The organism is Chryseobacterium sp. 1B4 (genome assembly GCF_036631475.1).
GTDB lineage: Bacteria > Bacteroidota > Bacteroidia > Flavobacteriales > Weeksellaceae > Chryseobacterium.
Map to the genome: position 1 here is coordinate 588,936 of NZ_JAPNUF010000011.1, position 18,263 is coordinate 607,198.

The window sequence follows — 18,263 nt, forward strand, 5'->3', positions numbered from 1 at the left end:
AGGTATGAAGGAGCAGATTATATATGAGGACAATCATCTTCTGGTGATTAATAAAAAGGTTGGGCAGCTTGTTCAGGGTGATAAGACCGGTGATGAATCACTATTGGAATCCATCAAAAACTTTATAAAAATAAGAGATGCTAAGCCGGGAAATGTTTTTCTCGGCCTGGTGCATCGTATAGACAGGCCTACTTCCGGGCTGGTGATCTATGCCAAAACTTCCAAAGCGCTTTCCCGTCTTACACAGATGGTAAAAAACCGTGAGGTGAAAAAAACATATTGGGCAGTTGTTGGTAAAGAAATGATCCCGCAGAGCCAGAGACTGGTTCATTATCTGAAGAAAAACGAAAAAAATAACAAAGCCATCGTTTTTCCGAAGGCAACCGAAGGGGCAAAAGAAGCTATTCTCACCTATAATGTGATCAAAACTTTGGATAATTACCTGCTTCTTGAAATTGATCTTGAAACAGGAAGACATCATCAGATCCGTGCCCAGTTATCAAAAACCGGAATTCCGATCAAAGGAGACCTTAAATATGGTGCTCCACGCTCCAATGCGGATGGAGGAATCAATCTTCATGCGAGAAAGCTGGAGTTTATTCATCCGGTGACCAAAGAAAAAATTGAAATTACAGCGCCTGTTCCACAGAATGATGCGATCTGGAGAGCTTGTGAAGAATAAACTATTTTATTAAAAATATTTCCGGTTAAAATGAAAGACTATCTTTTTTGAGGTAGTCTTTTTCTTTGTCTTATGATTTCGAGCCTGTGAAGAATAAAAAATCACATTGATAAGTGGTTTGTATTAATATTTTTCTAATTTCTCTTTTATTTCCTTGTTATTATATTAAATTCATTACATTTTAATGATTGTATTATTTGTTTTGTAATAAAAATTGAGTTTTATTTAATTATTGTTAAAACAATTGTAAATTAGCCAACATCTAATCTATTTTTATATGAAACAATTTTATAAAGTATTCTTTAATTACGAAAAGAATAAAAAGCATCTGAAAAGAACGCTAGCGCTTGCATTGCTTACAGCATCTTCTGCCGTTATGGCCCAGGTAAGCGCTTATAGCTTTGGGCAGACCACAGGAACTTATACTCCAATTACAGGAACCGTACTGGAGGCTGCTACAGGAAATACCACATCTACTAATCTTAACAGTAATGTTTATCCTTTGACATTGCCTTTTGGTTTTGTATTTAATGGAGTATCATATAATTCATTAAATGTATCAACTAACGGTTTCGTTACATTCGGAGCTACAGCCCCTTCTACAATATATACGGCACCCATATCCGGAATAACGGCTTATGAAGGGGCGATCTCTGTGTTTGGAAGAGACCTGAGCAGTATTTTTGATATTAATGGTGTAACCGGAGATATCAGTTGGGAAACTACAGGCGCAGCTCCTAACCGGGAAGTGGTCATTCAATGGAAAAATTTCAGACCAAACAGCAGTACTTCCACAACCGCTGTGTATGCCTTTTCCTTTCAGATCCGCTTAAAGGAAACTTCTAATGTGATCCGGATGGTTTATAATAACGGAACGTATCTAGCCGGAACAACCGGTGTTTCCGGAACTGCTCAGATTGGTTTGAGAGGGAATACCGCTGCCGATTTTAATACCCGGCTGAATGCCGCCACATCAGAATTCGTGAACTCTACGTCGGGAATGGCTAGTAGCAGTACCCAGGCCTTCAATACAGTAAATTCGGTTCCCGGAATGCCGCCTCCCGGATTTACTTATACCTGGACGCCACCATCTTGCTACGCTCCGGCAGGAATATCAGCCGGAGCAACAACTGCTAATACTGCTGCGTTATCATGGAGTGCTTCACCTTCTGTTCCCGGAGCATATGATATTTATTATAGTACAAGCAACACAGCTCCTACCGCTTCTACACCACCAAGTGTACCTCCGGTATCAGGTTTGTCAGCTACTTTGAATTCTTTAACTCCTTCCACCGTTTATAATATTTGGATAAGATCGAACTGTGGTTCAGGCAATACAAGTATATGGTCTCTTCAGCCTTTACAAATTGGAACGCAATGTCAGCCTCCTTCAGTCATTACATCTTCCGGAGCTATGGTATGTCCCGGGCAGAGTGCAACATTATCAGCAACAACGGGTAGTGGGTCTGTGCTTCTATGGTATGATGCCGGTACGAATGGAAATAATGTAGGTACAGGGACGTCATATATTACGCCTCCGCTTGCTTCAACCACCAATTATTGGGTTTCAGCGGCAACTATAGGAGCTGATTCATATGTAGGTAAAGACTCTCCAACTTCTACCGGCGGGAATTCTGGATTTGCTGATTATGGGTTGGTATTTGATGCTTACTCTCCAATGGTAATAAAAGAAGTTGATATATATCCTATGGGAAACGGTACAACAGGAACCGTTACCATTAATCTGAAAAACTCAGGCGGTACTATTCTGGCTACTAAAACAATGAATGTGAATGTAACTACAGCGGGTGTACTGAATACGGTTGCACTTGACTTTAATGTGCCGGCAGCCGGAAGTGATTATAGGCTTGTTGTAGATGGAGCATCAGGAATATCCAACTTGCGCAGAGAAATTTTATCAGGTTTTTCTTATCCGTATATATTATCGGGAGTATGCAGTATAAAAGCGGCGAGATTCGGTTCAAATCCCAGTTCGAATTATTATTATTACCTGTACAATTGGAAAGTAAGTGGAATTTGTGAATCAGACAGGACAATGGTAACAGCTACGGTAAACTGTTTAAGTACTTCAGAAGCTCAAACGAAAGAAACAATAAAAGTACATCCGAATCCTTTCTCTGATTATATTAACATCAGCAGACCGGAACTTGTAAAATCAATAAAAGTAACACATGTTACCGGAAAACTGATCAGAACGATTGATAACCCGGACTCTGTACTGAGATTTAGCGATCTTTCGCAGGGAATGTATATGCTGGTTCTGGAGATGAAAGATGGTTCTCTGGAACATAAAAAAGTGATTAAAAAATAATAATTTATTGTAATTCAATCAGTAAGGGCCGGAGATGTAATAGTCTCCGGCCTTTTTTATGCTCAAAAAAATCAGATTTTGCCCATTCTGAAAAAATAACTAACTTCGTCCCAGACTTTAGGGGTGTCTGTTATCAACAGACTGAGACTTTACCCTTTGAACCTGATCTGGATCATACCAGCGTAGGGAAAAGTAGATGACTTTTGCTGTACATTCTATTGTACAATAATGGCCATTCCTGAAGTGATTTAAATTATTTAGGAATGGAACTTATAATCAACCACACCCGAAAAACATTCGATGTACTTCCTGAAAATCTGGAAGCATTACTGGCTATGGAGCTGCCCGGAAAAAAGAAAGGCATTGCAGTAGCCCTCAATAATCGCATTATTCCGCTGTCCGTCTGGGCGGAAACCATCCTCAACAATAACGATTCAATTTTAATCATTACTGCCACTCAGGGCGGTTAATTTTCATATTAAAAACCAATACTTATGGCTCACTCCATTACATGTTCGCCATTTCCGAACTCAAAGAAAATCTATGTTGAAGGAAAACTACATCCTATCAATGTAGCCATGCGTGAAATACAGCTTAGCCCAACCAAATTGACCAATGGTGGCTTTGAACATAATGCCCCGGTCACGATTTATGATACTTCAGGACCTTACACCGATGAAAATGCCGTTATTGATATTCAGAAAGGACTTCCGAGAATCAGAGAACAATGGATTCTGGACAGGAATGATGTGAATATCCTGGACGGAATTACGTCTGAATACGGAAAAGCACGTTTGGCAGATCCCCGCCTTGATGAACTGAGGTTTTCCTACGATCATAAACCTAAAGTTGCCAAAGAAGGAAAAGAACTTACCCAGCTTTATTATGCAAAACAGGGTATCATCACCCCGGAAATGGAATATGTGGCCATCAGGGAAAACCAAAAAATAGAGCAGCTTGATTCCGTATCGAAAGAAATGGCTTTTCAGCATGCCGGACACAGCTTTGGAGCGAATACTCCGAAAGGTAAGATCACTCCGGAGTTTGTAAGAGACGAAATTGCTGCCGGAAGAGCGATTATTCCCAATAATATCAACCATCCGGAGAGTGAACCGATGATCATCGGGAGAAATTTCCTGGTGAAAATCAATGCCAATATTGGAAACAGTGCTGTTTCATCCAGTATTGAAGAAGAAGTGGAAAAAGCGGTATGGGCCTGCCGATGGGGAGCAGATACCATTATGGATCTTTCTACAGGGAAAAATATTCACGAAACCAGAGAATGGATCATCAGGAACAGTCCGGTTCCGATTGGTACCGTTCCAATCTATCAGGCACTGGAAAAAGTAAAAGGTGTTCCTGAAGACCTGACATGGGAAATCTTCAGAGATACCCTGATTGAACAAGCAGAACAGGGAGTTTCCTATTTTACCATCCACGCAGGAGTCTTACTGAGATATATCCATTTAACAGCGAACAGAGTAACCGGAATTGTTTCCCGAGGTGGATCAATTATGGCAAAATGGTGTCTGTTCCATCATAAAGAAAGCTTTCTCTATACCCATTTTGAAGAGATTTGCGAAATCATGAAGAAATATGACGTGGCTTTCTCTTTGGGAGATGGGCTTCGTCCGGGATCTATTGCAGATGCCAATGATGCAGCTCAGTTTGCAGAACTGGAAACTTTAGGTGAACTGACCAAAATTGCCTGGAAGCATAATGTACAGGTAATGATTGAAGGTCCGGGACACGTTCCGATGCATATGATCAAAGAAAATATGGATAAACAGCTGAAGGAATGCCATGAAGCTCCGTTTTATACCTTAGGCCCTTTAACCACGGATATTGCACCGGGTTATGATCATATCACTTCCGGAATCGGAGCAGCCATGATCGGTTGGTTTGGTTGTGCCATGCTTTGCTATGTAACACCTAAGGAACATTTAGGACTTCCGAATAAAGAAGATGTGAAAGTTGGGGTAATCACCTATAAACTGGCAGCCCATGCGGCAGATCTGGCAAAAGGACATCCTGGCGCGCAATACAGAGACAATGCCTTAAGTAAAGCGAGATTTGAATTCAGATGGGAAGATCAGTTTAACCTTTCGTTAGATCCTGAAACGGCAAGAGCGTATCACGATGAAACCCTTCCTGCAGAGGGCGCAAAAATTGCCCATTTCTGTTCTATGTGCGGACCGAAGTTCTGCTCCATGAAAATCACTCAGGAAATTCGGGAATCTGCAGAAAAAGGAATGCTGGATAAGTCACAGGAATTTATCGAAAAAGGAAAAGAAATCTATATATGATCCTGGTTATCACTCCTGAATTGATTGTTCCGAACGAACCTGATAGTATTAATCAGATGTTTTATGAAGGTCTTGATCTGCTCCATATCCGCAAACCGTGGATCAGCCGTAATGAAATGATTGAATTCATCACCCAAATTGACGAATCTTTTCGTTCGCAGCTGGTGCTTCATAGACATTATGACCTTGGGAAAGAATATCATATTTCAAGATTTCATTTCAGGGAGACTGACCGTGAGCAAGGAAAATGCAAACCCTTTTTGCCGGAAAATATTATTTCAACTTCAGTACATGATATCAGAACATACAATACTTTGGATAAAGAATGGGAATATGCTTTTATAAGCCCGTTCTTTCCAAGTATATCCAAAAAAGGGTATGGAGCAGATTCTACTATTAAAGAAGAAATACAATCTCGGAACAATCCGGATGTGAAATTAATTGCCCTTGGAGGAATTGATCAGGATAATATTCATGAAGTTTTCGGATCGGGTGCAGACGGAGCAGCTCTGTTAGGAGCAGTTTGGGAAAGTGAAGAACCTTTAAAAGTATTCAAAAAATGCAGGAACGTCCTTATGTCATAAGCATTGCGGGCTTTGATCCCAGTGGTGGAGCGGGCTTATTATCAGACATTAAAACCTTTGAGCAATCCAAAGTGATGGGCTTGGGGGTATGTACCGCATTAACACTGCAAACAGCTTCCCAATGTATGAGCCTTGAATGGCGTCCTGTGGAGGAAGTGACTGGAACCATACAGGTCCTGATGGAAAACTATCCCGTATCAGCAGTGAAAATCGGAATTGTGAAAGATGCAGATTTTTTAAGCAAAATTGTAGAAACGGTTCAAAAGAATAATTCTGAAGTTAAAATCGTTTGGGATCCTGTCCTGAAAAGTACCTCCGAATTCACTTTTTTTGATCTTGAGACACTTCCTCAATTAAAAAATATCATTAATAAGCTCAGTTTAATAACTCCCAATTATAATGAATACAGTGTTTTAAAGGAAAATAATCTTTTGCCGGATACACATCAATGTTCATTATTAATCAAAGGAGGGCATAGGGAAGATCATTTAGGAACAGATATTTTAGTTGAAAAGGAAACAGAAATTCTATTAGTTCCAGCCGGAAACAATACAATATATTTTCCTAAACATGGCTCGGGCTGTGTATTATCGTCAGTCATTACAGCAGAACTTGCGAAAGGGGAAAATATGGAAACGGCCTGCCGGAACGGGAAATTATATATCGGAAAATTTTTAAAAGCAATCCCTCTTTACTGGGAACACATTCATAGAAAATATGGAAAAATTACAATACATATCACAGGGAAATACCAGGCAGGAACAGGAACTTCATATCCGTAAAGCTCTGGATAACGGAATCAAATGGGTGCAGGTGAGATGGAAAAATGCTCCTGAAAATGAATTAATCAGTCTTTGTGAAATTTCAAAACAACTTTGCTTAGAATATCAGTCGGTTTGTATCATCAATGATCATGTACATCTGGCTAAAGAAATTGATGCAGATGGTGTGCATGTAGGATTAAATGACACTGCTGTTGAAGATGCAAGGCTGATTTTAGGTGAAAATAAAATTATTGGAGGAACAGCCAATACTCTTTCTGATGTCATCCGGAGAATCAGTGAAGCTTGTGATTACATTGGTTTGGGACCATTGAGATTTACCACGACCAAAGAAAAACTAAGCCCTGTTCTTGGGTTTGAAGGATATCAGAAAATCGTAGATGGAGTAAGAGAACAATCCTTTGCTGTTCCTAAAATATTTGCAATCGGAAGTGTTGCTTTTGAAGATATCCTACCCTTGCAGGAAATTGGAATTTACGGTGTTGCCGTTTCAGGCCTCATTACAAAGCAGCCTGCGATAATTAATGAACTAAAAAAGTAATGATATGAACCATCAGAAATTAGAAATAGCAGGAAGAACTTTTGAATCAAGGCTGTTTTTGGGAACAGGAAAGTTCGGAAGCATGAGAGATATGGTCCAATCTGTTATCGCATCAGAAACCGATATGGTAACAATGGCGTTAAAGAGAATCGATGCGCAATCCCATGAAGATGATCTGCTTGATTCCCTGAAGGAAACCCATGTTCATCTTCTTCCAAATACATCCGGAGCCAGAACTGCTAAAGAAGCTGTATTGGCAGCGCAACTAGCCAGAGAAGCGCTGGAAACCAACTGGGTAAAGCTGGAAATCCACCCGGATCCGAAATATTTACTGCCGGATCCCATTGAAACTTTATATGCTACTGAAGAACTCGCTAAATTAGGATTCGTGGTCATGCCTTACATTCATGCTGATCCTGTTTTGTGCAAACGGCTTGAAGACGCCGGAACAGCTGTAGTAATGCCTTTGGGGGCACCTATTGGAACGAATAAAGGATTAAAAACACAGGATTTTCTGGAAATAATCATCAGTCAGAGCAATGTCCCTGTGGTGGTGGATGCGGGAATCGGGGCACCATCAGATGCTGCAAAAGCCATGGAAATGGGGGCTGATGCCGTTTTGGTGAATACTGCAATCGCTGTTGCGAGAAATCCATTGAATATGGCTGTCGCTTTTAAAGAAGGAGTTATTGCCGGGAGAAGGGCTTTTGAATCAGGTTTGGGAGCCATTTCCAGTCATGCCGAAGCTTCAAGTCCGCTTACTTCGTTTTTGTTTGAATAAATCAGGATTATGAAAAGCTTTAAAGAGGTTTTTGAAAACTACCGATGGGATGAAATAAAATCTAAGCTTGAAAAGGTAAGTCTGGCTGATGTAAGATACAGTCTTCAGAAGAAAAACAAAACAATTGAGGATTTTCTTAATTTCCTTTCACCAGCAGCTTCTCAGGAACTGGAGGTGATGGCAGTGATGACACGGGCACTTACCCAGAAACGGTTTGGTAAAACCATTCAGCTCTATGCACCGCTGTATCTCAGTAATGAATGCCAGAATATCTGTACCTATTGCGGTTTCAGCCTTGACAATCATCTGAAAAGAAAAACACTTTCCGATACGGAGCTGATGATTGAAGCATCAGTCCTGAAATCAATGGGTGTGAATCATGTACTGCTGGTAAGCGGTGAAGCCAATAAAATAGTAGGTGTACCTTATTTTCAAAATGCTGTCCGTAAGCTAAAACCTCATTTTTCCAATATTTCCATCGAAGTTCAGCCGCTCATGGAAGATGAATATAAACTGCTTCATGAAGAAGGAGTATATTCCGTATTAGTCTATCAGGAAACCTATCATCAGGATGTCTACAGGGAATACCATCCGAAAGGTAAAAAATCAAACTTCCATTTTCGTCTGGAAACACCGGATCGGATCGGGAGAGCAGGAATTCATAAGATAGGACTGGGAGTCCTGCTTGGACTGGAAGATTGGAGGGTGGACAGTTTTTTCAATGCTTTGCACATTGATTATCTTCAGAAACAATACTGGAAAAGCAAATTTTCGGTTTCCTTTCCAAGGCTCAGACCTGCTGAAGGCATCATTGAACCCAATTTTATCATGGAAGACAGAGATCTTCTTCAGTTGATTTGTGCCTACAGAATCTGGAATGAAGACCTTGAAATTTCCATATCTACCAGAGAAAATGAAGTGTTCAGAAATAATATTGTGTCTCTGGGAGCAACTGCGATGAGTGCAGGCTCAAAGACCAATCCGGGAGGCTATGCCGTAGATAAAGAATCTCTGGAACAGTTTGAAACCAGTGATGAACGGAGTATGGAAGAGATCAAAACCATGATCAGAAAAGCAGGCTACGATCCTGTGATGAAAGACTGGGATTCTGTGTACAGTGGATATTAAAACTTTTAAACCAGTAAGGACTTTGAAGAAGTGAAGTTTAATTAAGAAAAACTGGAGATTTTTAAGATAGCATCCTTTAAATCAAAGCTCAGCTTAACTCTTCTTAAAATTTAAAGAATCTTAATGGTTCAACTATTATAAAGTATGAAAAAAGAAGATCGTTTTTCACGGTACAGCCGGCAGATATTTATTGAAGAAATAGGACTGGAAGGACAAAAGAAAATAATGGCTGCCAAAGTCCTTGTTATTGGAGGAGGGGTCTGGGAAGTCCGGTTATACAATATCTGACTGCCGCAGGAATAGGAAATTTAGGAGTTGCAGATTTTGATGAGGTTGAACTTCATAATCTGAACCGGCAGGTTATCCATACCGAAAACAGAGTAGGATTATCCAAAGTGAGGAGTGCAGAAGTCTATGTAAAAGAACTCAATCATCAGGTTACATTCAAAGGAATTGAAGAGAAAATCAATGATGGGAATGCTGAGGATATTATTTCGCAGTACGATGTTATTATTGACGGCTCAGACAATTTTTCAACAAGATATCTGGTAAATGATACCTGCGTAAAATTGAAAAAAACTTTGGTCTACGGAAGTATTCTGGGATTTTCCGGACAGGTAGCTGTATTTAATCATAACGGAAGTAAAGATCTCAGAGATATTTTCCCGGAACCGCCTTTCGATGATGATGTACCGGATTGTGACAGCCTTGGCGTTTTGGGCGCTCTTCCTGGGATAATAGGCAGCATGATGGCTCTTCAGACCTTGAAAATTATCACAGATCTTCCGGTATGTGTTAATCAGCTGACATTGGTAGATACGCTGAACTGGAGATTTCAGACGGTAGGTTTTTGATTCAAAGAAACACTAATATCACTGATGTTTTCACAAATAACACTTTTTTACGGGCAATAGAAACAGAGTAAAGCAATTATACAAAGTTATATATCGATAGGAACGGGCTTTAGCCCGTTTACTTTTTAATATTCTTCCACTGGCTTTAGCCAAAACCCTATAAAAAAACAGGCGGTAAAAATGATTACCACCTGTTTTATTTCTATTGTAAAAGAATTATTGTGCCTGCTGCATTACACCTCCGGTATCTTCTTTTTGGTTTGATTTAAGATATTCGGATCCTCTTTCGCCAGTTTATTTCTCGTCGGAATTTTATAATTGATGGAAAGTCCGAAGTTTCTCGTATCATATTTGCTGCTGATCATCACCGGATTTCCTGACGGCGGATTAGAACGCACCTGCATTACCTGTCCGTTGAAAATATCATTCGCAAAAACAGAAAGTGTCAGACGGTTATTCATAAACTTCTTCGTCAGCGTAAGATCAAACGAGTTGTTGAATGGTTTCTCTGCCGTGAAGTAGAAATATCCCGCCTTTGGGGTCAGATAGCTGTAGTTGGCTGTCAGTTTAATATCTTTCGGCAAAATAATCTGTGTCATGATATTGAAGATCCAGAACCCTTTATTGTTCAGATTGTCAATTTCATGTTTCTGATAACCGGCATACAGGTACATGAAGTTAATTTTATCCGGATTAAAATTAAATTTCATAATCTCACTCATCGGCTTACTGAAAATCATAAAAGGAACCGGTAACCCTACATTAAAGTTATGAATTCTCATATTTGAAATATTCACCTGCTCATTGAAGAGTTTTCTTCCGTCTTTTCGGATGATCTGTGCCACCTGATTGCTTGCCGAGCTTACGCTATACCCAATAAATGCATAATCGAAAGCAGATACTTTTATTTCATAATTATCAAAAATAGTAGGCTGAAGGTTCGGATTACCGTTTACCTCCGTACTTGGTCCGGAGAACGTTACGTTATTCGGATTCAGGGCAGAAATGCTTGGCAGACTGATTTTCCTGTTGTAATTCGCAGCAATATACACCTGGTTCATCATGTTATACTGTACGCTCGCGTTCGGGAAAAACTTAAATTTATTGAAAGGAATCAGATCGGCTTCAACCAGTTTTTTATTCTTATCAATATATCTTGTTATCCCGGAAATATCATAGTTTTCAGCACGGGAGCCCAATGTGAAATCAAACTTTTTCAGCTTAGCCTGGAATTCCAGATAGGTAGAAGCTGTCTGTCTCTGGTATTCAAGGTTGGTTAAGCCAAAGCTTTCCGTGTCATAATCCTGCTTTTCATACAATCCTCCAAAGCTTACCTTTCCACCATCAAGAAGCTTGATAGGCTGGGCGTAATCTACCTTAAAGTTGGCAATATTCATCACAGATTTATTATTCAGAATATCTTTTAATCCATTGGTAGGGCTATCAAGAGGCTCCGTGGGATAAGCTACAAATGTCCCATCCTGGAAGTAATTATCCTGGGAAAACTTGCTGTCTGATCTTGTATAGCCAAACTGGAAGTCCAGTTTTTGAGATTTGTCAGCAAAACGCTTCTGATAGGTTACAACGGCCTCCTGTCTCAGGGTATTGGTATGGGCAACATCTGAAGAAGTATAAAAAGCCTCTTTTAAATCCTCCGGATTTCTCCTGAAAGGCAAATCTCCGTGGCCGTTGCTTAAAGTGTAGTTGTCGTTATTGTTGTGATAAATATCGTAGTTTAATAATAATCTGTCCTGCCCCAGATCAAAAGTTAACCCGGATTTTGCAAAATATCCGCGCCCGTATCTGTCGGTATGGCTGTTTAAAAGCTCATCCTGCTGGCCGTTCAGCATACTTTCACGGTAATTCTGCCCAACATTAAGCTGCCATCCGAAATATTTATTTCTTGCATTTAAATTAACGGAATTCGTAGTTCTGCTTCTGTATTGGTCATAATTCGTGAAAGAATAATTCCCTGAATAAGTAGCCGTTAAATATTTATTTGCATTTTTATTGGTGATGATATTCATGATCGCACCTCCGGAAGTAGCTGGAAATTCGGCACCTGGCTGGGTGATCACTTCAATTCTTTCTACAGAGTTGGCGGGCATACCTTCCAGAAAAGAATTCAATTCATTTGAGGTAATGTTCAGAGGTCTTCCGTTAAGGTACACTTCCAGCATTTTCCCCTGATACATCATTCCTGCGATATCGGTAGATACAAGCCCCGGAAGTTTTTTTATTCCTTCCAGAACGTTTCCGTTATTCAGCTGAGGCTGCTCAGAAAAATCGAAAATAGTTCGGTCTGCTTTTTGTTCAACGGCCTTTTTAGTTTTGGTAATGACTACGCCTTCAATTTGCTTTTCCTGAGGTTTATTATTTTTTTCCTGCGAAAAAACAAAAACAGAGCCTAGTAAGGATAAAGCGAAAATTGTTTTTTTCATAATGGTTTTACTGTTATCCGGTTAGACGCAGAAAAAGATCATTTGTTACGGTAAATGTTTGAAAACCGAAAATTTAGACTAAATATTTTTTTATTTCCGAAATAATTATATCTTTGCCAGGTAATTATCAAGAATCTCTAGATGGGATAGCAACCTGCAAAAACAAGCAAGGTGCTGCAATCGATAAGCCGGATCTTCCGGAAAAAATGTTTATCATTCTATCATTACTCCCATCTTGAATTTTTGTTTTAAAGTTAAAATCAAATGTTTAAAGACAAGGGAAATCACCCAACATCAGTAATTTTTTATTCTTCAGATCATGAAGTGAACCTTCATTATTCTGATATGTTCTCATGCCATTTCTACATGCGCATGTGTTGTTGTTTCTAGCCTTTTCTTTTTCTAAAAAATAATACAAACATTTCGGATTCTGTGGTAACCTTACAATTTAGGGTTACAGGATTTGTATTGCTTAAAAAACAATTTTATCAACAAAAAGTACACAACAAACATGCATAATTTCAAAAAAAGATTCTTTGTTCCTTCTGTCGCACTTATCTCCACATTTTACTATGCACAGACGGATACCTTACAATCTAAGAAAATAGATGATGTGGTCATCCTTGGATCACGGGGTTCCGGAAGATCATTGACGGAGACCCCCGTTCCGGTAGATATCATTAATATCTCAAAAATTTTAAAACAAAGCCCGTCTAACAGTATCAGTCAGGCCTTAAATTATATTGTACCCTCATTCTCATCCACCTCTCACACCGTTAATGACGGAACCGATTTTGTAGATCCTGCGCTCCTGAGAGGACTTGGTCCGGATCAGGTTTTGGTTCTGGTAAACGGAAAAAGAAGATACCAGTCTTCACTGATAAATGTTACCCTTACGCCGGGAAGAGGTTCTGTGGGAACCGACCTTAATGCTATTCCTGCCTTTGCATTGGAAAAAATAGAGGTTTTAAGGGACGGAGCTGCTGCCCAGTATGGTTCTGATGCAATTGCAGGAGTAATAAACCTTGGGCTGAAAAAGATTGGGACTTTCAGGGCAGGTATTTTTAGGAGGATATGCTTCTCCCGTTACCAATAATTTCTCCGGCGGAGCAGATGGGCAGACTATTTCCGTAGATCTTAATTACGGAGCTAAAATAGGGAAAACCGGATTTTTTAATGTGACAGGTTCTGCCCAATACCGTGATCCTTATTCCAGAGCCGGAGTGCGGGAAGGTGATATCTTCAATGCCTATAACGCAATTAATTACAGAGCATTACAGGATGGCGTTAATATTGATGGGTTATATAAAAATATTACCAATACTTCCAATACTCAGCAGATTATCAATACCATTAAGCAATATGCGACTAAGGTAGATTATTTTGGGAATGATTTTCAAACTCAGATCTCAGGGGCAAACAGTATTTCTGATCTTCAGAATATACTGGGCAAAGATTTTACCTCTCAGGAACTTAATTACAGAGGGCTGGAGAGAAAGGATTTCAGCCTGAGAGCCGGGCAATCCAAACTGCAGTCAGGGCAGCTTTTTTTCAACTCTGAAATTCCTGTTAATGAAGAATGGAAAGTTTATTCATTTGGAGGTTACAGCTATCGTCTTGGGAATGCCGGAGGATTTTACAGGCTTCCGAACAATGAAAGAAACATCAATGCTGTTACACCCAACGGGTATCTTCCGCAGATTGAAGCCACTGTGAACGATTATTCCCTTGCTGCCGGAATCAAAGGAAAATGGGATGGCTGGAATATCGATTTCAGTAATACATTTGGGAAAAACGTTTTTGGCTTTGGCGTTGTCAATACTTTTAATGCTTCGCTTACAGACGGTTCTCCAAGGACTTTTGATGCCGGAGGTTCTGAATTTTCACAAAACACAGTCAACCTGGATTTCTCTAAAAAATATGATGTCCTGAAAGGATTGAACATTGCCTTTGGAGGTGAATACCGACACGAGAATTATAAAGTAAATGCCGGAAAAGAAAACTCTTATGCTTCTTATGATATCTATGGCCGGGTAGTGACAGCGAAAACCCCTGAAAATGAAAAAGTAACCGATTTTTTTGGACATGTAAGACCTGCCGGAGCTCAGGTTTTTCCGGGATTCAGTCCTGAAAATGCAGTTTCCGGGAACAGAAACAGTATTGCGGCTTATTTTGATACAGAACTGGAAATTACAGACCGATGGCTGTTGGAAGGAGCTGTACGGTATGAAAATTATTCAGACTTCGGATCTACATTCAATTATAAGGTGGCAACCAATGTAAAGCTGGCTTCCAATCTCAATTGGAGAGGTGCTGTTTCTACGGGGTTCAGAGCGCCTTCACTGGCACAAATTTATTACAGCTCTACTTCTACGTTGATTCAGCAGGGAAAAACAACCCAGGTGGGTACTTTCAGAAATAATTCTGAGGCTGCACAGGCATTAGGGATTCCAAAATTAAAACAGGAAACCTCACAATCCTACAGCACAGGAATTACATGGAAGGTTCCGGCCTTAAACCTGACTTTCACAGCAGATGCTTATTTAATCAGGATTAAAGACAGGGTAGTACTGACCGATCTTTTCTACCGCCCTGATGGTAGTTTCTCTCCTGGTTCAGATCAGGCCGTTCTACAGGATGCTTTTGATCTGGCAAGGGCAAGCGCTGCCAATTTCTTTGCCAATGCAGTGGATTCTCAGACGAAAGGTCTGGATATTACCATTTCCCAGAACTCAAAAATCTCATCAGCGGTTAGTTTGGAGAATAACCTGGGAATCAACTTTAATCAAACCAAAAGAATCGGGGACATCCATGCGTCTCCTAAACTGGTAAGCCAGATTAATAATTATTTCTCGGAACCCAACAGAATCTATTTTGAAGAAGCTGTACCCCGTGTAAAAGCCACATTGGGTAACACAGTAAGAGTTTCCGGCTTTACTTTCGTACTGCGTAATTCTTTCTTTGGTAAAGTGACCGATGCAGATGTGGTAGATGCCAACTTTGACGGAATAACGGGAAGTACCGAGCATTTCGTCCTTAACAGCCGTTTGGTAACAGATTTATCTGTAGGTTATAGCTTTAATAAAAATATTTCAGCAACAGTAGGAAGCAATAATATCTTAAATATATTACCTTCTAAAAGCCCTGCCATAAGTTCATTAACAGCAGATAACCAGTTTGTGTATTCCAGACAGGTTTCCCAGTATGGTATAGGCGGGAGGTTCTTATTTGCAAGAATTGAATTCAATTTCTGATATAGAGCGTTCAGAAGTTTTGAAAAAAAGACAGAGACCGAATCTCTGTCTTTTTATTTATTTCAGTGAAGAAAATTCAATGAAATCATATTCTGCGGATGAGGTAAAAAGCTGTCTTAATACGGCGGCATGGCCATTTCCGGCAATCACAAGAATTCTGTCTTCACTGTTGTGAGGAATGTTTTGAATATTACGGAACATTCTCAGGTTTCTGCTGTACCAGTAAAGCGCAAGCATATCCGCACCGTCATGTTCTCTCAGTTTAAAGTCGCCGCTCAGATAGGCTCCGTATCCGTATTGATGGCTTTCTTTGGAATTCATATAAGTAAAAGTGTCCAGAAGAGATTTAAAATTTTTAGGCTCAGAACTCTTGTAGAAAGCAATAAACTGTTGGGAGATAGGGTCATCACTCCTGAAATCATAATCTTTACTGAGATTTTTAAAAATGCAGAATCAGTTTTACCGAAGTGTTTTTCAAGATCATCCAGAACAGATTCTGCATCAATGCTGAACAATTCGTTTATTTTAAGCTCACTGGCTAGTCGCATAGCAAGCTGATAACGCTCATCTCTTTTGTCACGGTGTTTACCTTCATTGTATTCTCCCAGCTTTTGATTGGCATTCCAGCTTGGCCAGGCCTCAATTGCAATCTTGGTCGGCTTAAATCTTTTGATATATTCTACAAGTTCAGTAACTTCTTTTGCTGTTTTAGGAGAAAGTACATCTATCTGATCTTCTTTATTGATTTTATGAGCATCCAGATTAGGGTAGTCAAAATGAAATGATCCGACTACCAAAACTTTCGTCTTTGAATTTGTAAAAAAATCTGACGGTTTTTTTTGAGCGAATACTGATGTAGAAAGGCATATAAAAAGGATATAAATAAAAGTTTTCATGAGTTTATTTTTTTAAAGTTACTGTTAAATTATTATTGTGCGCGGTTTTTCTCTTCGAAATTCACCGCTCTGTTATTCGATTCAATTTTCTGGTTTCCAAAATTATAAGTGATGCTGAGTATCATTCTTCTGGCATCCCAATAGTTGTTGAATGACTGTGTATTATCTGTAAAATACAGATCTCCCTTATATCCGGACTGTTTAAAAATATCACTCACCGAAAGATTTATCTGGAGTGCTTTTTCCACAAAACTCATCTTTATTCCTGCATCAAGGCTGGCTCTGTTCCTTACAGCAGTGTATCCGTCACGGGAAGGAAGATTATGCCAGTAGTTCAGAAATAACATGAACGTTTTGGCCTTATTCAGCTGGAATGTATTATTGAAAGAATAATAAAAAGATTGTCCGTTTTTAGGAACCAGATTGAACCTTGTAATCTGAGTCTCATTATAACTGAAAGAAGTTGAAATATTACTTTCCCATATTTTGAAGAAAGTATCCGTGTAATTCAGATTGATACCATAATTATCCTGATTATAGTAATTCTCAAATGTACTAACGCGGTTAATCCCGGTCAGGAATGTGATCTGATCAAAATTATTTGTTGTTCTCTGATAATAAAGATTGGCAGAAAATTTATTTTTAAACATATAGTTGAGCTCTATATTATGATTGAAAGAAGGCTGCAGGCTTGGGTTTCCTGAATAATAAGTGTTCGGATTGGAATACCAGCGGAAGGGATCCAGAGCCCGGAAATAAGGACGGTTGATTCTTCTGGAATAATTAATACTAAACTGATTATCCTGATTGGCTTTATAAGAAAGATAGGCTGTTGGGAAGAACTTGCCATAATTATTTTCGGACTGAGATTGTGTAGCAGGGGAAAATCCGTTGGTTTGTGTATATTCATAACGGAGACCTGCCTTTACAGACCATTTTTCTCCAAGGCTTTTACTGGCACTCAGATAGGCTGCATAATTTTTTTCATTATAATCAAAAAGATTGCTTTTCGAAGGATCTATAATGTAATCACCATTGATGAAATTAAAATATCCGATGTCCGAATTATTAGAAAACTGGCTGTATTTTGCTCCGGTTTCCAGCTGTATTTTTTGAAGTTTAAAGTTAAATCTGCCTGCCCTGAATATATTTTATAATCCACTGATGAAAGGTTTCTTACCACCTGTGCTGAATTGCTGGTAACATTTTTTGTGATAAAATTTACCTCTGTATCCGGAAGATTTCCATAATAATTGGCTCCCAGGCTTAGCTTATGTTCCCCGAATTTCTGATCAAAATATAAATTCAGCATTTGTGAAGTAAAAGAAGAACGATGCCTGGAATCCGTATCTGTTTGTAAAGTGAGGATATTGTCAGTAAAATAGTTTTGCTTCGAGTTGATATCCATATTGGAATGTCCCTTCAAAATATCATATACCAATCCGATATTGGAATTTTTGGAAAGAGAATAATCAACATTAACATTCAATCCCAATCCGTCATTCATATCCCGTCTTTCATCCCTGCTGACGGAAGAACTTTGGCCGATTATCTTATAATTTTCTACCGATCTTTTGTCTCCGTCATATCCCTGAAGTTTTATTGAGGCTTTCACTTTTTCATTCTGATAATTTACGCCTGCTGCACTATTGAACGCCGCATATGTTTTTTGTGTATAACTG

16 protein-coding genes, 1 pseudogene and 2 riboswitches are annotated in these 18,263 nt (G+C 39.3%); of the genes and pseudogenes, 12 read left to right on the top strand and 5 right to left on the bottom strand.

The annotated features are described in order from the left end of the window. Positions 1-4 precede the first annotated feature (4 nt). The 10 genes and pseudogenes from OWR28_RS25095 (at position 5) to OWR28_RS25140 (ending at position 9,990) form a co-directional block, all read left to right on the top strand. Positions 5-682, top strand: a complete 678-nt coding sequence (locus OWR28_RS25095; protein ID WP_332388962.1) for an RluA family pseudouridine synthase — start codon at positions 5-7, stop codon at positions 680-682. A gap of 277 nt (positions 683-959) precedes the next feature. Then, positions 960-3,014: an Ig-like domain-containing protein gene (locus OWR28_RS25100; protein WP_332388963.1), complete on the top strand. Its 2,055-nt coding sequence runs from the start codon at positions 960-962 to the stop codon at positions 3,012-3,014. A 109-nt stretch (positions 3,015-3,123) separates the two neighbouring features. Continuing rightward, positions 3,124-3,220: riboswitch (TPP riboswitch) on the top strand. A gap of 57 nt (positions 3,221-3,277) precedes the next feature. Beyond that, a complete protein-coding gene (gene thiS / locus OWR28_RS25105; RefSeq protein WP_332388964.1) occupies positions 3,278-3,484 on the top strand; it encodes a sulfur carrier protein ThiS in 207 nt (68 codons plus the stop codon). 24 nt (positions 3,485-3,508) lie between these two features. Then, positions 3,509-5,320 carry a phosphomethylpyrimidine synthase ThiC gene (gene thiC / locus OWR28_RS25110; protein WP_332388965.1) on the top strand — a complete coding sequence of 604 codons (1,812 nt, stop codon included), beginning with the start codon at positions 3,509-3,511 and terminating at the stop codon, positions 5,318-5,320. Next, positions 5,317-5,904: a thiamine phosphate synthase gene (locus OWR28_RS25115; protein WP_332388966.1), complete on the top strand. Its 588-nt coding sequence runs from the start codon at positions 5,317-5,319 to the stop codon at positions 5,902-5,904. Before thiC ends, OWR28_RS25115 begins: the two co-directional genes overlap by 4 nt. Beyond that, positions 5,880-6,686: a hydroxymethylpyrimidine/phosphomethylpyrimidine kinase gene (locus tag OWR28_RS25120; protein ID WP_332388967.1), complete on the top strand. Its 807-nt coding sequence runs from the start codon at positions 5,880-5,882 to the stop codon at positions 6,684-6,686. Before OWR28_RS25115 ends, OWR28_RS25120 begins: the two co-directional genes overlap by 25 nt. After that, on the top strand, positions 6,622-7,227 hold the full coding sequence (locus tag OWR28_RS25125; RefSeq protein ID WP_332388968.1) for a thiamine phosphate synthase: 606 nt from the start codon (positions 6,622-6,624) through the stop codon (positions 7,225-7,227). The genes OWR28_RS25120 and OWR28_RS25125 overlap by 65 nt, the downstream gene beginning before the upstream one ends. 4 nt (positions 7,228-7,231) lie before the next feature. After that, positions 7,232-8,008 (top strand): thiazole synthase, encoded by a 777-nt coding sequence (locus OWR28_RS25130; protein ID WP_332388969.1) that lies wholly within the window; start codon positions 7,232-7,234, stop codon positions 8,006-8,008. Positions 8,009-8,017: 9 nt separating this feature from the next. Next, positions 8,018-9,136, top strand: a complete 1,119-nt coding sequence (thiH, locus tag OWR28_RS25135; RefSeq protein ID WP_332388970.1) for a 2-iminoacetate synthase ThiH — start codon at positions 8,018-8,020, stop codon at positions 9,134-9,136. Between the two features lie 144 nt (positions 9,137-9,280). Next, positions 9,281-9,990: pseudogene (locus OWR28_RS25140) on the top strand (HesA/MoeB/ThiF family protein). Positions 9,991-10,223: 233 nt separating this feature from the next. Here OWR28_RS25140 and OWR28_RS25145 read toward each other — a convergent pair. Next, complete coding sequence (locus tag OWR28_RS25145; protein WP_332388971.1) at positions 10,224-12,431, bottom strand: outer membrane beta-barrel family protein; 2,208 nt, start codon at positions 12,429-12,431, stop codon at positions 10,224-10,226. Positions 12,432-12,550: 119 nt separating this feature from the next. Further along, positions 12,551-12,648, top strand: a riboswitch (SAM-I-IV-variant riboswitch). A 294-nt stretch (positions 12,649-12,942) separates the two neighbouring features. Between OWR28_RS25145 and OWR28_RS25150 the strand changes: the two genes are divergently transcribed. Both OWR28_RS25150 and OWR28_RS25155 read left to right on the top strand, forming a co-directional pair. Then, entirely contained in the window at positions 12,943-13,527 is a 585-nt protein-coding gene (locus OWR28_RS25150) for a TonB-dependent receptor plug domain-containing protein (RefSeq protein ID WP_332388972.1), read from the top strand. Continuing rightward, a complete protein-coding gene (locus OWR28_RS25155) occupies positions 13,472-15,685 on the top strand; it encodes a TonB-dependent receptor domain-containing protein (RefSeq protein WP_332388973.1) in 2,214 nt (737 codons plus the stop codon). The genes OWR28_RS25150 and OWR28_RS25155 overlap by 56 nt, the downstream gene beginning before the upstream one ends. Positions 15,686-15,742: 57 nt before the next feature. Here OWR28_RS25155 and OWR28_RS25160 read toward each other — a convergent pair whose 3' ends face one another. From OWR28_RS25160 to OWR28_RS25175, 4 genes are read right to left on the bottom strand one after another with little or no spacing between them, the layout of a single operon-like run. Beyond that, entirely contained in the window at positions 15,743-16,084 is a 342-nt protein-coding gene (locus OWR28_RS25160; RefSeq protein ID WP_332389011.1) for a DUF5694 domain-containing protein, read from the bottom strand. Then, positions 16,003-16,581: a DUF5694 domain-containing protein gene (locus OWR28_RS25165; protein WP_332388974.1), complete on the bottom strand. Its 579-nt coding sequence runs from the start codon at positions 16,579-16,581 to the stop codon at positions 16,003-16,005. The genes OWR28_RS25160 and OWR28_RS25165 overlap by 82 nt, the downstream gene beginning before the upstream one ends. Positions 16,582-16,613: 32 nt before the next feature. After that, positions 16,614-17,690, bottom strand: coding sequence for an outer membrane beta-barrel family protein (locus OWR28_RS25170; protein WP_332389012.1), 1,077 nt, complete (start codon positions 17,688-17,690; stop codon positions 16,614-16,616). After that, positions 17,600-18,196 carry a hypothetical protein gene (locus tag OWR28_RS25175; RefSeq protein ID WP_332388975.1) on the bottom strand — a complete coding sequence of 199 codons (597 nt, stop codon included), beginning with the start codon at positions 18,194-18,196 and terminating at the stop codon, positions 17,600-17,602. Before OWR28_RS25175 ends, OWR28_RS25170 begins: the two co-directional genes overlap by 91 nt. Positions 18,197-18,263 lie beyond the last annotated feature (67 nt).

Bases quoted from the DNA above. Each gene is read 5' to 3' on its own strand.
- OWR28_RS25095 (WP_332388962.1), top strand. From the start codon at position 5: ATGAAGGAGCAGATTATATATGAGGACAATCATCTTCTGGTGATTAAT.
- OWR28_RS25100 (WP_332388963.1), top strand. From the start codon at position 960: ATGAAACAATTTTATAAAGTATTCTTTAATTACGAAAAGAATAAAAAG.
- thiS (WP_332388964.1), top strand. From the start codon at position 3,278: ATGGAACTTATAATCAACCACACCCGAAAAACATTCGATGTACTTCCT.
- thiC (WP_332388965.1), top strand. From the start codon at position 3,509: ATGGCTCACTCCATTACATGTTCGCCATTTCCGAACTCAAAGAAAATC.
- OWR28_RS25115 (WP_332388966.1), top strand. From the start codon at position 5,317: ATGATCCTGGTTATCACTCCTGAATTGATTGTTCCGAACGAACCTGAT.
- OWR28_RS25120 (WP_332388967.1), top strand. From the start codon at position 5,880: ATGCAGGAACGTCCTTATGTCATAAGCATTGCGGGCTTTGATCCCAGT.
- OWR28_RS25125 (WP_332388968.1), top strand. From the start codon at position 6,622: ATGGAAAAATTACAATACATATCACAGGGAAATACCAGGCAGGAACAG.
- OWR28_RS25130 (WP_332388969.1), top strand. From the start codon at position 7,232: ATGAACCATCAGAAATTAGAAATAGCAGGAAGAACTTTTGAATCAAGG.
- thiH (WP_332388970.1), top strand. From the start codon at position 8,018: ATGAAAAGCTTTAAAGAGGTTTTTGAAAACTACCGATGGGATGAAATA.
- OWR28_RS25145 (WP_332388971.1), bottom strand. From the start codon at position 12,431: ATGAAAAAAACAATTTTCGCTTTATCCTTACTAGGCTCTGTTTTTGTT.
- OWR28_RS25150 (WP_332388972.1), top strand. From the start codon at position 12,943: ATGCATAATTTCAAAAAAAGATTCTTTGTTCCTTCTGTCGCACTTATC.
- OWR28_RS25165 (WP_332388974.1), bottom strand. From the start codon at position 16,581: ATGAAAACTTTTATTTATATCCTTTTTATATGCCTTTCTACATCAGTA.